This window comes from Rhizobium sp. K33 (assembly GCF_056501445.1).
This window is the reverse complement of record NZ_CP096478.1, coordinates 1725152-1738781: the sequence shown is the minus strand read 5'-3', so window position 1 is coordinate 1738781 and position 13630 is coordinate 1725152. Positions and strand designations below refer to the sequence as shown.

Annotated in this window: 14 protein-coding genes; 12 read left to right on the top strand and 2 right to left on the bottom strand. The window is 63.1% G+C overall.

The window, feature by feature from the left end; translation table 11 throughout:
• Positions 1–21: 21 nt before the first annotated feature.
• The 4 genes from cobA to cbiB are packed head-to-tail and all read left to right on the top strand — an operon-like array spanning position 22 to position 4156.
• On the top strand, positions 22–879 hold the full coding sequence (gene cobA, locus M1E12_RS08680; RefSeq protein ID WP_479564403.1) for a uroporphyrinogen-III C-methyltransferase: 858 nt from the start codon (positions 22–24) through the stop codon (positions 877–879).
• A complete protein-coding gene (locus M1E12_RS08675; RefSeq protein ID WP_479564402.1) occupies positions 876–2180 on the top strand; it encodes a cobyrinate a,c-diamide synthase in 1305 nt (434 codons plus the stop codon). The genes cobA and M1E12_RS08675 overlap by 4 nt, the downstream gene beginning before the upstream one ends.
• Positions 2177–3175, top strand: a complete 999-nt coding sequence (gene cobD, locus M1E12_RS08670; protein ID WP_479564401.1) for a threonine-phosphate decarboxylase CobD — start codon at positions 2177–2179, stop codon at positions 3173–3175. Before M1E12_RS08675 ends, cobD begins: the two co-directional genes overlap by 4 nt.
• A gap of 3 nt (positions 3176–3178) precedes the next feature.
• The gene (cbiB, locus tag M1E12_RS08665; protein ID WP_479564400.1) at positions 3179–4156 is read left to right on the top strand and encodes an adenosylcobinamide-phosphate synthase CbiB; all 978 of its coding nucleotides are present in this window, start codon (positions 3179–3181) and stop codon (positions 4154–4156) included.
• A gap of 51 nt (positions 4157–4207) precedes the next feature.
• On the opposite strand, the gene M1E12_RS08660 is transcribed toward cbiB, so the two are convergent.
• Positions 4208–4933 carry a Crp/Fnr family transcriptional regulator gene (locus M1E12_RS08660; RefSeq protein WP_113459609.1) on the bottom strand — a complete coding sequence of 242 codons (726 nt, stop codon included), beginning with the start codon at positions 4931–4933 and terminating at the stop codon, positions 4208–4210.
• A 194-nt stretch (positions 4934–5127) separates the two neighbouring features.
• Here M1E12_RS08660 and hemN point away from each other — a divergent pair, with 194 nt between their 5' ends.
• The 8 genes from hemN to M1E12_RS08620 all read left to right on the top strand — a co-directional run bounded on the left by hemN (position 5128) and on the right by M1E12_RS08620 (position 13067).
• Complete coding sequence (gene hemN, locus M1E12_RS08655) at positions 5128–6477, top strand: oxygen-independent coproporphyrinogen III oxidase (protein ID WP_479564399.1); 1350 nt, start codon at positions 5128–5130, stop codon at positions 6475–6477.
• Positions 6478–6582: 105 nt separating this feature from the next.
• Positions 6583–6861, top strand: a complete 279-nt coding sequence (locus M1E12_RS08650; protein ID WP_003502893.1) for an acyl carrier protein — start codon at positions 6583–6585, stop codon at positions 6859–6861.
• Between the two features lie 26 nt (positions 6862–6887).
• Positions 6888–7361: a 3-hydroxyacyl-ACP dehydratase FabZ family protein gene (locus tag M1E12_RS08645; protein ID WP_479564398.1), complete on the top strand. Its 474-nt coding sequence runs from the start codon at positions 6888–6890 to the stop codon at positions 7359–7361.
• A gap of 103 nt (positions 7362–7464) precedes the next feature.
• Complete coding sequence (locus tag M1E12_RS08640; RefSeq protein ID WP_479564397.1) at positions 7465–8670, top strand: beta-ketoacyl-ACP synthase; 1206 nt, start codon at positions 7465–7467, stop codon at positions 8668–8670.
• Positions 8671–8683: 13 nt separating this feature from the next.
• Complete coding sequence (locus tag M1E12_RS08635) at positions 8684–9973, top strand: beta-ketoacyl-ACP synthase (RefSeq protein WP_479564396.1); 1290 nt, start codon at positions 8684–8686, stop codon at positions 9971–9973.
• 162 nt (positions 9974–10135) lie between these two features.
• Complete coding sequence (locus M1E12_RS08630; RefSeq protein WP_479564395.1) at positions 10136–11164, top strand: zinc-binding dehydrogenase; 1029 nt, start codon at positions 10136–10138, stop codon at positions 11162–11164.
• Between the two features lie 10 nt (positions 11165–11174).
• Positions 11175–12098 (top strand): lipid A biosynthesis lauroyl acyltransferase, encoded by a 924-nt coding sequence (locus tag M1E12_RS08625; protein ID WP_479564859.1) that lies wholly within the window; start codon positions 11175–11177, stop codon positions 12096–12098.
• 294 nt (positions 12099–12392) lie between these two features.
• On the top strand, positions 12393–13067 hold the full coding sequence (locus tag M1E12_RS08620; protein WP_479564394.1) for a PAS domain-containing protein: 675 nt from the start codon (positions 12393–12395) through the stop codon (positions 13065–13067).
• Positions 13068–13092: 25 nt separating this feature from the next.
• Here the strand turns inward: M1E12_RS08620 and M1E12_RS08615 are convergent, their stop codons facing one another.
• Entirely contained in the window at positions 13093–13614 is a 522-nt protein-coding gene (locus M1E12_RS08615; protein ID WP_136541722.1) for a hemerythrin domain-containing protein, read from the bottom strand.
• Positions 13615–13630 lie beyond the last annotated feature (16 nt).

Below are 13630 nucleotides of genomic sequence, written 5' to 3'. Positions count from 1 at the left end.
TTGCCGCACGGGGCCTAGACCATGAGCATGAGTGACACGACGCGTCTAGCCCTGCCCACGAGCCTGCCGGCAATCCAGCCCGGCCATGTGTGGCTGGCCGGTGCCGGGCCCGGGGATCCTGGCCTTTTGACGCTGCTCGCAGCCAAGGGCCTGTCGGAAGCCGATGTCATCGTGCATGACGCGCTCGTCAACGAAGACTGCCTGAAGCTCGCTCGCACCGGTGCCGTGCTCGAATATGCCGGCAAGCGGGGTGGCAAACCCTCCGCCAAGCAGCGTGACATTTCGCTTCGGCTGGTCGAACTCGCCAAAGCCGGCCATCGGGTCCTGCGCCTCAAGGGAGGTGACCCCTTCGTCTTCGGACGTGGCGGCGAAGAGGCGCTGACGCTGATCGAACACAGTGTGCCTTTCCGCATCGTGCCCGGCATTACCGCCGGCATCGGCGGCCTGGCCTATGCCGGGATCCCGGTGACCCATCGTGAGGTCAATCATGCGGTCACCTTCCTCACCGGCCATGATTCCTCCGGTGTCGTGCCGGACCGGATCGACTGGCATGCGATCGGTCGCGGCTCACCTGTTATCGTCATGTATATGGCGATGAAACATATGGGGCAGATTGCCGCCAACCTGATGGCCGCGGGCCGGCGCGCCGAAGAGGCGGTTGCCTTCGTCTGCAATGCCGCCACGACTGAGCAGACAGTGCTCGAAACAACGCTCGGCCGTGCTGAGACCGACATGCTGGCGGCCGGCATCGAGCCGCCGGCGATCGTCGTCATCGGCGAAGTCGTGCGTCTGAGGCCCTCGCTGGACTGGCTCGGCGCCTTGTCGGGACGCAAGCTGCTGCCGGATCCCTTTGCCGTGGAGCGGAAAGACACGGCATGAGCGGTTTGATGATCGCCGCGCCGGCTTCCGGGTCGGGCAAGACAGTGGTGACGCTCGGCCTGATGCGTGCGCTGCGGCGACGGGGTGTTGCGGTGGCGCCAGGCAAGGCCGGACCCGATTATATCGACCCGGCCTTTCACGCTGCCGCCAGTGGCGCCTCCTGCTTCAACTTCGACCCCTGGGCCATGCGGCCGGATTTCCTCAGGTTCCAGGCCGCGCGCTGCTCGATAAAGGGTTCCCTGATCATCGAAGCGATGATGGGCCTGTTCGACGGTGCGGCCGACGGCAACGGCAGTGCCGCGGATCTCGCGGCCCTGTTGGCGCTGCCGGTCGTGCTTGTCGTCGACTGCGGGCGTACGTCCCAGTCCGTTGCGGCTCTCGTTACCGGCTTTGCGCGGTTTCGTCCGGATGTGCGTGTCGCCGGCGTCATCCTCAACCGCGTGGGCAGTGATCGGCACGAGAAGATGCTGCGGGCCGCCATGGCTCAGACGGAGATAGCCGTTCTCGGTTGTCTGCGAAGCGATCCTGCGCTCGCACTGCCAGAGCGCCATCTTGGGCTTGTTCAGGCCGGGGAGCATGGCGCGCTGGAAGTATTCATTGGGCACGCAGCCGATGCCGTCGAGAAGGGCATCGATCTCGACACGCTGATCCAGCTTGCGGGCAAGAGCGCCGCGGCGTCTCCCTCAGCAGCGGTCACCGGCGTCTTCCCCCTCGGGCAGCGGATTGCAGTCGCCCGTGACATCGCCTTTGCCTTCTCCTATCCGCACCTCATCGAAAGCTGGCGGGCGCAGGGGGCCGAGATATCCTTCTTCTCGCCGCTAGCCGGCGAGGCCCCGGGCGCTGACGCCGATGCCGTCTATCTGCCGGGCGGTTACCCGGAGTTGCATGCGGGCACGCTGGCAGCAGCGGCTGACTTCCATGCTGGCATGCTTGCAGCGGCCGAGCGGGGCACCACGATCTATGGCGAGTGCGGGGGCTATATGGTGCTGGGCGAGGGCCTGATCGATGCCAGCGGTGCGCGGCACGGGATGCTCGGCCTGCTGCCGCTCGTCACCAGCTATGCCGCCCGCAAGCGCCATCTCGGCTATCGGCGTCTGACATCGCTGGCGCCCGATCTCTTCGCCGGTGCCTTCACCGCGCATGAGTTTCACTATTCGAGCGTCGTCTCCGAGGGTTCAGCCGATCGTCTCTTTTCAGCCGAGGATGCGCTCGGTGAGCCGCTGGGCCCTGTAGGCCTGCGCCGTGGTGCGATCGCCGGGTCTTACATGCATCTGATCGACATCGCCGGAGAGAGCCGATGAGCGCACCGATCCAGCATGGTGGCGGGCTTGCGGCAGCGGCGGCGCTTTGTGGCGGCCGGATCGAGGACTGGCTGGACCTCTCCACCGGCATCAATCCTTGCCCGCCCGATCTGCCCGCGATCCCAATGCGCGCCTGGCACAGACTTCCCGACCGGGAGCGCGAACTGGCCGCGCGGGAGGCCGCCCGGCTCTACTATCGTTCCGGCGAACGCCTGCCTCTGCCCGTACCGGGCACACAGTCCGTAATCCAGCTGCTGCCGCGCCTCGTTCCCGCAGGCGCGCGGGTTGCAGTTATTTCGCCGACCTATGGTGAATATGTCCGTGCTTTCACCGTGGCCGGGCTTGCCGTCGACATGGTCGACGATCTCAAGCACGTAACCGCCGACCACCGTCTGGTCGTGGTCGTGAACCCGAACAATCCGGACGGCCAGCTCCACGGTCGGGAGAGATTGCGCCGGCTTGCCGAGACGCTTGCGCAGCGGAATGGGGTGCTCGTGGTCGACGAAGCCTTCGGGGACATGCAGCCCGATCAGAGCCTCGCTGGCGACGTCAGCCCAAACCTCATTGTCTTCCGCTCCTTTGGCAAGTTCTTCGGCCTTGCCGGTGTGCGGCTGGGTTTCGTGATCGCCGATGAGCCGATCGCTGCGCAGTTCTCGGATTGGCTCGGACCGTGGGCCGTCTCCGGCCCCGCGCTGATCCTCGCCGAGAAGCTGATGACCTCGGATACCGACATCATTGCCGACCGCATCAGACAACGCGCCCGCGCCTTGCGCGACGTTCTGGCAACGGCAGGCCTGACAATTCGTGGCGGTACCGAGCTTTTCCAATTGGTCGAGGATGCACAGGCGGGCGACTTGCACCAGCACCTCTGCAAGCACCACATCCTGACCCGCAAGTTCGACTATCGCCCGGACTGGCTGCGTTTCGGCCTTGCTCCGGATGAGGCGTCGGACAAGCGGTTGCTGGATGCACTCGCATCGTTTCGGAGACCCTGAGGCATGAGCCATCTCCTCATCCTGCTCGCCGCGATCGGGCTCGACCGCATCGTCGGGGACCCGCCCTGGCTCTGGCAGCGCGTGCCGCATCCGGTCGTGATCTTCGGCAAGGGCATCGACCTCTTGGAAAAGCGGCTCAATACCGGGGCTTTTACCCCGGAAGGCCGCCGCTTGAATGGCGTCATCACCATCGTTGCGCTGCTCGCGCTGACGATACTCGTCGGCATGCTGCTTTCCATGATCTTCCATCACCTGGGATTTCTCGGGCTGATTCTGGAGATCATCGTCGTTGCGGTTTTCCTTGCACAAAAAAGCCTCGGCGATCATGTGCAGGCGGTTGCCGATGGTCTCTTGCGCAATGGTCTCGAGGGAGGGCGGCAGGCGGTTGCCATGATCGTCGGACGCGATCCGAAGACGCTCAATGAGTCGGGCGTGTCGCGCGCTGCCATCGAGAGCCTGTCGGAGAATTTCGCCGATGGCGTCGTCGCGCCGGTCTTCTGGTACCTGGTTGCTGGTCTTCCCGGCATCCTTGCTTACAAGATGCTGAACACCGCCGATTCCATGATCGGTCACAAGAACGAACGCTTCCTGCAATTCGGCTGGGCCTCTGCCCGCCTCGATGATCTGGCGAACTGGCCCGCCGCGCGATTGTCCGCCGGCTTCATCGCCGTGGCTGCGTTACTACGGCTCGGGACGGGGGCAGGGCGCCGTTCGCTCTCCGCGGCCTTGCGCGATAGCGGCTTGCATCGCTCACCGAATTCCGGCTGGCCGGAGGCAGCGATGGCGGGAGCACTCGATCTGCAACTCGCAGGCCCGCGCGTCTATGGCGGGATCAGGGTGAGCGAACCGATGATGCATGCGGCCGGCCGGGCTGATGCTGGCCCGCAGGACATCCTATCCGGCATCCGCGTCTTCTACACGGCCTGCAGCGCCATGGCCGCGTTCGTCGTGCTTGTCTGGCTGGTGGTGCGCATTTTCTGATCGCATGCCGCAAGGGCATGTCGAGGTCCCTTGAAGATCGGGATTGTCCGATCAATCGACGCCGGCTGCGTCCCGCAGGCGGTCGAGCTTCGGCACGATGACGTGCCGGTTGTTCTCGATGACGATGATGCCGTCCTTGCGCAGCTTCGTCATCTGGCGGCTGACCGTCTCGATCGTCAATCCGAGGAAGTCGGCGATATCGGCCCGCGACAGTGGGAGGTCGAAAGTTTGGGTGCCTTCGCTTTCCGGGTCGATATGGGTTGCGATCAGGTAGAGGAAGCTTGCGACCTTCTCCTGCGCCGTCTTGCGACCCAGCGTCAGCATCCAGTCCCGGGCTTCGTCGAGTTCCTTCAGCGACTGCGCATGAAGCTTGCGCTCCATATCCGGCACTTCGCCGACCATGCGGTCGACAATGTTGCGCGGGAAGGTGCAGATTTCCGTGTCGGTCGCGGCTTCCGCCGTGATCGTGCTTTCACCAAGGAAGGGCCGACCGAGGAAATCCGGGGCAAACTGCAGCCCGACGATCTGCTGGCGACCGTCGGCCATCATCTTCGACAGCTTGATGACGCCCTTCAAAATATTGCTGTAGCTGCCGACCTGTTCGCCCTGGCCGATCACCTCATTGCCCGAGTCGATCCGCCGGCGCATCGAATGCTTGTTGAGCTCGGTCAACTGGGAGGCCGTCAGGACCGAACACAGGCCACCATGGCGCGCCTCGCAGGAACGACAAACGGCCGGAGCCTCGCATTCCGGGAAGTGTTTTCGATAGGTGTCCATGGTCGTGCCGTCCCGTCACACCGGTCTCCAGCGCGCCCCGCGCCGCACCCGGTTGATAACCCCTTCTGGGGTGGCTGAGTTTCAATAAACTCTACGTGAGAAATCTATCAGTAAATTGATCGAAGTCAAAGGATGGATCTGCTGACGGCGCTATCTTTGGTCGTAGCTCGACACATCCAAGGCAGCGCAAATCCATGCAAATTCCTCTACTTTCCAAGTATTCCGGCGCTGTTCCACGGTATACGAGCTATCCGACGGCGCCACATTTCAACGAGGCCGTGGACTGCGGCAAATATGCGCAGTGGCTGAGGGCCATCACTGGACAGGAGAGAATCTCTCTCTACATCCATGTGCCCTATTGTGATCGCCTCTGCTGGTTCTGCGCCTGCCATACCAAGCACACGCTGAAATACGAGCCGATCACCATCTATCTGGAATCTTTGAAGAGAGAGATCGCTGCGGTCGGCGCGCTGGTCTCGCGAGATGCCGCCGTCACGGCCGTGCATTTCGGCGGCGGTTCTCCCACCATGCTGCGCCCGGACGATCTTATCGGCCTGATGACGGCGCTGCGCTCTGCCTTCCGTTTCGCCGATGACGTCGAGATCAGCGTGGAGATGGATCCGAACGATCTCGACGAGCCGCGTTACGATGCACTTGCTGCCATCGGCATGACCCGTGCCAGCCTCGGGGTTCAGGACTTCCACCCTGAGGTGCAGAAGGCGATCAACCGGATCCAGACGTTTGAACACACGAAATCGGTCGTCGATGCGGTGCGTGCGCGTGGCGTGCATTCCGTCAACTGCGACATCCTCTATGGCCTGCCGCACCAGACCGAGGTGACACTCACGGAAACGGTGAAGGACATCCTCTCGCTCGCACCCGATCGCATCGCGCTTTTCGGCTACGCCCATGTCCCGTGGATGAAGAAGCATCAGACGATGATCAAGGAAGAGGTGCTGCCTGGGCTCGACGAGCGCTTTGCGCAGATGAACCTCGCGGCATCGATGCTGATCGAGGCCGGCTACGAGCCGGTCGGCATCGACCATTTCGCGCTTCCCTCCGACCGGATGGCGATTGCCGCCCGGGAAGGGCGGCTGCGGCGCAATTTCCAGGGCTATACGGATGACGCCGCAGAGGCCCTGATCGGGCTCGGCGCCTCCTCGATCGGCCAGCTGCCGCAGGGCTATGTCCAGAACATGCCGGCAACCGGCGAATACCAGCGCATGGCTGATAATGGTGGCTTGACGGCCGTGCGCGGCATCGAGGTCAGCGCCGACGACAGGCTGCGCCGCCGGGTGATCGAGGAGATCATGTGCCGCTTTGCCGTCGACTTTTCCGATCTGCGCGCCGAGTTCGGCGATGCCGCCGAGGCGATCGTCCATGAGGCGAGAGCCTTTGCCCAGTCGAACCAGGACGGGATCTGTCTCGTCGAGGGTGACCGCTTCGTCATCACGGAGACCGGCCGTCCCTTCGCGCGGACGATTGCCGCCGTCTTCGACAGCTATCTCGGCAATGGCAAGGGACGCCATTCGATTGCTGTTTAAGCAACACTAACCCCGCAAATTTCGCTGCCGCAAAAAACCACCATTGGCATTTGACGGTGTTTTCCTTATGTGGAACCCAGAATTTGAGACATATGAGGTACAGGCGTGACCGCTACATTCGACAAAGTTGCCGACATCATTGCTGAGACCAGCGAAATCGACCGCGAGACGATCACGCCGGAAAGCCACACGATTGATGACCTCGGCATCGACAGCCTCGACTTCCTGGACATCGTCTTCGCGATCGACAAGGAATTCGGCATCAAGATCCCGCTCGAGCAGTGGACGCAGGAAGTCAACGAAGGCAAGGTTTCGACCGAAGAATACTTCGTTCTGAAGAACCTCTGCGCCAAGATCGACGAGCTTCGCGCCGCCAAGGGCTGATCCGTCTCCAACGAGCGGACATTGTCATGCTGCTTGAATATTTCCAGATGATTGACAAGGTCGAGAGCGTGGATCTCGGCCTTGGTCGTTTGAAGGCCACCTCGACCGTGCCGATGGAAAGCCCTGTCTTCGAGGGCCATTTTCCGGGCATGCCGCTCGTGCCCGGCGTTCTCCTCATCGAGACCATGGCGCAGGCCTCCGGCATGCTGTTGCTCGCGGTCAAGGACTTCGAGTCCATGCCCTTCCTGATGTCGGTCGATGGCGCCAAGATGCGCACCTTCGTTGAGCCCGGTGCGGTCCTCGATATCGAGGCGGAGCTGGAGCATGACGGATCGGGCTTCGCCGTCACCAAGGCGAAGATCACGAGCGCCGGCAAAAAGGTCTGCGACGCGCAGCTGAAGCTGCGCACCATGCCCTTCTCCGAGGTGCCTCTGGCACCGATCGTGCGCAAGCGCGCGGAGGAAGTCGGCCTGATCGCCGCGATGGCCTCTCGAGGCTGACACGCATTCGGCTTCAAGGCAGGCAATCTCCTATTGACCTTGGGGCCTTATTCGGGAAAACCCGCATTTTACGCCGGTGAGCCTGCCGGCGAGAGGATTGCTTATGGTCAAACAACCGAATGATGTGGTGATCACCGGCGTCGGGATCGTCACCTGCCACGGCACCGGCAAGGATGCCCATCTGGCGCTTCTGTCCGCCAAGACCGCTCCGGAGCCCGTCCTGGAGACCGAAAAGTTCGCGCCTTACGTCGTGCACAAGCTGCCTGACATCGACTGGTCGCAGCAGATCGCCAAGCGTGGCGACCAGCGCCAGATGGAGAACTGGCAGCGTCTCGGCGTCTTCGCCGCCGGTCTCGCGCTCGACGATGCCGGCATGAAGGACGATGCGGATGCCTGCGGCACCATGGATCTTATCGTGGCCGCCGGCGGTGGCGAGCGTGACATCGCCGTCGACAGCCTGATCGTCGACGAGGCCCTGCAGCGCAATGATCGCGAAAAATTCCTGATCGAGAAGCTAAAGACCGAACTGCGTCCGACGCTCTTCCTGGCACAGCTTTCGAACCTGCTCGCCGGCAACATCTCGATCGTCCACAAGGTGACCGGTTCTTCGCGCACCTTCATGGGCGAAGAAGCGGCCGGCATCTCGGCGATCGCCACAGCCTTCGCCCGCATCAAGGCCGGCCAGTCGACGCATACGCTTGTCGGCGGCGCCTTCGTGGCCGAACGCCCCGACATCCTGCTGCTCGTCGAAGGCATCCGCGCCCACCAGACCGGCCCGTGGCAGCCGCTCTGGTCGCGTGACGGTACGTCCGGCGGCGGCATGATCCTCGGAACGGTCGGCGCCTTTCTGGTGCTGGAATCGCGCGAACATGCCGAAGCGCGCGGCGCGCATATCTATGCCGTGCTGGACGCCGTCGAAGGCGATCGCGGGCAGCGTGACGACGGAAAGCTCGAAGCACGCCTCAGCGGCATGGTTCCGGAAGCCGACCAACTGTCGGCTGCGGACACCGTGGTGTTCTCGGGCGCCTCGGGTCTTGCCGAGCTTACGCAACGTGAAAAGGCTCTCCTTACGGAACGTTTTGCCGGTATGCCGGTGCGCGGCTTCGCTGGTTCGATCGGTCATTCGGTCGAGGCGCAGTTCCCCGCGGGTCTGGCGCTTGCCGCCCTTGCCATCGACGCCGGCGCCACAGTGCCGGCCTTCGATCCGGCGCATGAAACGGCTCAGTCCGGTCCGGCCAAACATGCCATCATCTCCACCGTCGGCTATGTGCGAGGCGAAGGCCTCGCCGTGCTCTCGGCCAATGCGTGAGGAGTAAGGATCCATGACCGATAGCCGTTTCAAGGATCATCTCGGCCGCCCGATCATCGCCGTGACAGGCATGGGTGTCATCACCTCTCTCGGCCAGGGGCTTTCCGACAACTGGTCGAAGCTCACTTCGGGCACATCCGGCATCCATTACATCAAGCGTTTCGACACCGAGGGCATGTCGACCCGCATCGGCGGCACCGTCGATTTCATTGCCGTTCCCGCGAACAATGCCGTCGAGCGCTCCTATGCGCTGGCGCGCGAGACGACCATCGAGGCGCTCGCCCAGGCCGGCATCAATGGCGACTTCAACGGCCCGCTCTTCCTCGCCGCCCCGCCGGTCGAGCCGGAATGGCATGACCGCTTTGCGCTCGCTGAACGCGCCCCGGCCTCGACCCAGCCGGGCGACGCCTATGACCGCTTCCTTGCAGCCATGCGCGAGAAGCCGGATCCGGTCTTCCTGGAAGCCGTGCAGTTCGGCTCGATCTCCGAGCGCCTTTCCGACAAGTTTGGCACCCGGGGTCTGCCGGTGACCCTGTCGACGGCCTGCGCGTCTGGCGCGACGGCGATCCAGCTCGGCGTCGAGGCGATCCGCCAGGGCCGCACGGAGCGGGCGCTGACGGTCGCAACCGACGGCTCGATCAGCCCAGAAGCGGTCATCCGCTTCTCGCTGCTGTCGGCACTCTCGACCCAGAACGATCCGCCGGAAAAGGCCTCGAAGCCCTTCAGCAAGGAGCGCGACGGCTTCGTGATCGCGGAGGGCGCGGCAACCCTCGTGCTGGAATCACTGGAATCGGCGGTTGCCCGTGGTGCCAAGGTGCTCGGTATCATCAAGGGCTGCGGCGAAAAGGCCGATCATTTCCACCGCACGCGCTCTTCGCCGGACGGCGGCCCTGCGATTGCGACCATCAAGGCAGCCCTTGCAGATGCCGGACTGTCGGAAGAGGCCATCGGCTATATCAATGCCCATGGCACCTCGACGCCCGAGAACGACAAGATGGAGTATGGTGCCATGCTGTCGGTCTTCGGTGACCGTCTGAAGGATGCCATTCCGTGCTCGTCGAACAAGTCAATGATCGGCCATACGCTGACGGCTGCCGGTGCGGTCGAAGCCGTGTTCTCGATCCAGACCATGCTGACGGGCACCCTACCGCCGACGATCAACCACACCAATCCCGATCCGTCGATCGTGCTGGACGTGGTGCCGAACACGAAGCGGGAGGCCTCCGTTTCGGCGGTTCTTTCGAACTCCTTCGGCTTCGGCGGCCAGAACGCCAGCCTTGTCATGACGCGGGAACCGGTCTAAGGCCTGCGCCAACAAATTCGGGACGTCATCCCCGGCTTAAGGCCGGGGATCCGCGAACCCTGCTTAAACAACGAAGGTCGGCAGATGCTCGGGACATGCCCGGGCATGACGATGGGAGCGTGACGACGCCTTATCCGCCACCTGGCCCTGAAGGAAACTGCCATGCGCGCATTGCAACTCGTCGAAGACCGCAAGCTCGAAATCGTCGATCTGCCGGAGCCGGATGCGCCGGGTCCAGGCGAGGTCACGCTGCGCGTCAAGGCCGTTGCCTTGAACCATATCGACGTCTGGGGCTGGCGCGGCATGGCATTCGCCAAGCGCAAGATGCCGCTCGTCATCGGTGCGGAAGCTTCGGGCGTAGTCGAGGCGATCGGCCCGGGCGTCGGCAACATCCTGCCGGGCCAGTTGGCGGCCGTCTACGGCGCGCGCACCTGCGGTCTCTGCAAGCCCTGCCGTGAAGGCCGTGACAATCTCTGCGAACATGTCGGTGGCGTGCACGGCTTCCACCTCGACGGTTTCGCCCAGGAAAAGATCAACCTGCCGGCCCGCCTGCTCGTGCCGGCACCTCACGGCGTTGATGCAGTCGGTGCCGCTCTTGCTCCTGTCACCTTCGGCACCGTCGAGCACATGCTCTTCGACAATGCCAAGCTCGAGCCGGGCGAAACTATTCTCGTCCATGCCGGTGGTTCGGGCATCGGCACGGCGGCCATCCAGCTTGCCAAGAAGATCGGCTGCACCGTCATCACCACCGTCGGTTCCGACGACAAGATCGAGCCGGCCAAGGCGCTCGGTGCCGATCACGTCATCAACTACCGCACCGACCGCTTCGAAGGTGTCGTGCGCAAGCTCACCAAGAAGAAGGGCGTCGACGTCGTCTTCGAACATGTCGGCAAGGATACCTGGGCAGGCTCGATGCTTTGCCTGAAGCGCGGCGGCCGTCTCGTCACCTGCGGTTCGACCTCGGGTGTGTCGACCGACATGAACCTGATGATGCTCTTCCAGCAGCAGCTGAGGCTTCTCGGCTCCTTTGGCTGCCGTATGGAGAACATGGCGAACGCCATGCAGAAGATGGCGCGCGGCATCGTGCATCCGGTCATCGACACCGAAGTCACCTTCGACGATATCGACCGGGCGCTCGCCCGGATGGAAGGCCGCCAGGTCTTCGGCAAGATCATTCTGAAGATGGACTGATCGCGTGCGGATGCTCGTCACCCGCATCGTTCTGGCGCTGCGCAAGTTCTATCAGTGGTCCGTCGCCCAGGCGGCCTTCGGGTTCCTGACGGCGCTCAAGATCTTTCCGGCTGATTCCGCGATCAACTTCGCCGACAGGCTGATGCGCTGGGTCGGACCGAAGACGAAGCGCCATCGCCTGATGCAGGTGAACCTGCGCAATGCTTTCCCGGAAAAGTCCGAGGCCGAGCGCGAAGAGATCGCACTGGCAAGCTGGGGCCATATGGGCCGGCTGGCTGCCGAATATGTCTTCCTCGATCGTCTGTTCGACTTCGATCCGGAAAAGCCGGGCGAGGGCAGGGTGGAAGTGTCTGGTGTCGAGCAGTTCCTCGACCTGCGCGACAATCCGCGTCCCTTCATCGTCTTTACCGGCCATACCGCCAATTTCGAGCTCCTGCCGGTCGCGGGTGCCGCCTTCGGCCTCTATGTGACGGTGCTCTTCCGGCCGCCCAACAATCCCTATATCGCCGAGAAGGTCTTCGACTTCCGCCGCAAGCGCATGGGCAAGCTCGTGCCCTCGCATGCCGGCTCGTCTTTTGCGCTGGCCCGCCAGCTGGAGCAGGGCGGCGGCGTCGGCGTGCTGGTCGACCAGAAGTTCAAGAAGGGTCTGGAGACCCAGTTCTTCAACAATCCTGTCCGCACCAATCCGCTGCTCGCCAAGCTCGCGCGCCAGTTCGAGTGCGAGGTCTATCCGGCGCGCTGCATTCGCCTGCCGGGCAACCGCTTCCGGCTGGAGATCGAGCCACAGTTCATCCTGCCCCGCAACGACAAGGGTCAGATCGACGTCAATGCGACGGCGCAGATGCTGAACAACAAGGTCGAGGCCTGGGTGCGCGAGTATCCGGAGCAGTGGCTCTGGTATCACGACCGCTGGGACATCAAGCGGTCCATCTGATCCCGCTATCATCGCCGCTTTATCAGCACCTCTGATTCGCTCCAGCGCTCGCTCTGTGACGCGCTCGCGTCAGCCTGATTTCTCATCATTCATTTCATTTGGCCCCAAGGATATTTTTTGGGCTGGGCGCAATCCTGCCGGTTCTGCCGATTGAAGGTGACACAACCTCATGTTACGCAGCCCGAAGATCTGTGACGTCTTCATTTCTTTTGTCACATCTCAGGGGTGAGGTTGCGAATGTCATTTGGCGAGTTCCGTGATTCGAATCTGCGCGCAATGTTCGAAGCGGTTTCGTTGAAGAATCTTCAGCTGCAGCAGGCCATTCGCAGCGGCAACGACCAGCTCGTGCGGGTTCTCGATCGCGAGATCGACCCGATGATCTCCGCCCTCATCAGCTACCGTGCATCGGATATCGACGACATCTATCTGCAGATGCGTCTCCTGACGAAGCTTCTGCGCGAAGATGCCGATGACCGCTCCTGCGTCTTGCGGCACGCCTCCATGCTGACGCTGCTGGTCGAACGCTATTTCGGTCCGAAACGGGCAGAGGAGGCGCCGCAGCCGGCGGTATCTTCGGCGCGTCCGGTGCAGGTGGGCGACGACGAGCAGCTGAACGAGGCCATTCTCAACAATCTTCCGGAACGGGTGGCCGTCATCACCTGCGATTACCGCTACCTCTTCGCCAATACGGCCATGGCTCGGATGCTCGGTGTGCGGCAGATGGATATCATCGGTCGCAGCGCCTTCGATCTTTGTCTGGCGGATGGCAATAGCGACTGGCTGCAGGATGCGCTCGATTCGGCGTTTGCCGGGCGGTCCGGTTCGTTCCTCGCCCGCGTTCCCGCCATCATGTCCGAGGGGGACATGCGCGGCCGCTATTCTCCGCTGCGCTCGGCCGATGGCAGCATCAGCGGTGCGATCCTGACCTTGGGTGAATCGGAAGCGGTGTTCGGCGAAGTCGCAGCCTGAGGCTGGACGATCGGGGAGGGGCCGCTTAGGCCCCTGCCGTCTGCAATTCCTCGTCCGTCACACCCTGCAGCAGATGCTCGCGCTCGAAAGCGATGTGGCGGCGGATGCCTTCGAAGAAGCCGCGCAGCATATAGCCGACCGCTTCCATATTGACCCGATCGCCCGAGCCGAGCTTGAGCAGCGCGTCGGTCAGTTCTTCGGCGAAGCACTCATCCTCGCAATGTTCGAATTTCAGCCTCTCGAGCGTCGGCCCCAGCGCCTCCGTCGCGTCCGGATTGGCCTGCAGTTGCGGAAACAGCACTGTCTCTTCGTAGTGGTGAATGCCCTTGATCAGGGGGCCGAGTGCCTTGGCTGCATAGATGCATTTCTGCCGGTTGATGCTCGCCGGCAGTGAGTCGGCGATTTCTTCCAGCTCCCGGCACAGCGCCAGTTGCTCCGCATGGGCGCGGTCCAGCCATGCGAGGTCGCGCTTGCCGGCGTCGAGCAAGCGGTTGCCCGTCCGCGTGTCCCCCGCGATGCGCTTGCTGTTTTCGATGTTCGTCAGCATGTCCGTTTTCTCCAAC

Coding starts and splice junctions, on each gene's coding strand:
- cobA (WP_479564403.1), top strand. CDS start 22: ATGAGCATGAGTGACACGACGCGTCTAGCCCTGCCCACGAGCCTGCCG.
- M1E12_RS08675 (WP_479564402.1), top strand. CDS start 876: ATGAGCGGTTTGATGATCGCCGCGCCGGCTTCCGGGTCGGGCAAGACA.
- cobD (WP_479564401.1), top strand. CDS start 2,177: ATGAGCGCACCGATCCAGCATGGTGGCGGGCTTGCGGCAGCGGCGGCG.
- cbiB (WP_479564400.1), top strand. CDS start 3,179: ATGAGCCATCTCCTCATCCTGCTCGCCGCGATCGGGCTCGACCGCATC.
- M1E12_RS08660 (WP_113459609.1), bottom strand. CDS start 4,933: ATGGACACCTATCGAAAACACTTCCCGGAATGCGAGGCTCCGGCCGTT.
- hemN (WP_479564399.1), top strand. CDS start 5,128: ATGCAAATTCCTCTACTTTCCAAGTATTCCGGCGCTGTTCCACGGTAT.
- M1E12_RS08645 (WP_479564398.1), top strand. CDS start 6,888: ATGCTGCTTGAATATTTCCAGATGATTGACAAGGTCGAGAGCGTGGAT.
- M1E12_RS08640 (WP_479564397.1), top strand. CDS start 7,465: ATGGTCAAACAACCGAATGATGTGGTGATCACCGGCGTCGGGATCGTC.
- M1E12_RS08635 (WP_479564396.1), top strand. CDS start 8,684: ATGACCGATAGCCGTTTCAAGGATCATCTCGGCCGCCCGATCATCGCC.
- M1E12_RS08630 (WP_479564395.1), top strand. CDS start 10,136: ATGCGCGCATTGCAACTCGTCGAAGACCGCAAGCTCGAAATCGTCGAT.
- M1E12_RS08625 (WP_479564859.1), top strand. CDS start 11,175: ATGCTCGTCACCCGCATCGTTCTGGCGCTGCGCAAGTTCTATCAGTGG.
- M1E12_RS08615 (WP_136541722.1), bottom strand. CDS start 13,614: ATGCTGACGAACATCGAAAACAGCAAGCGCATCGCGGGGGACACGCGG.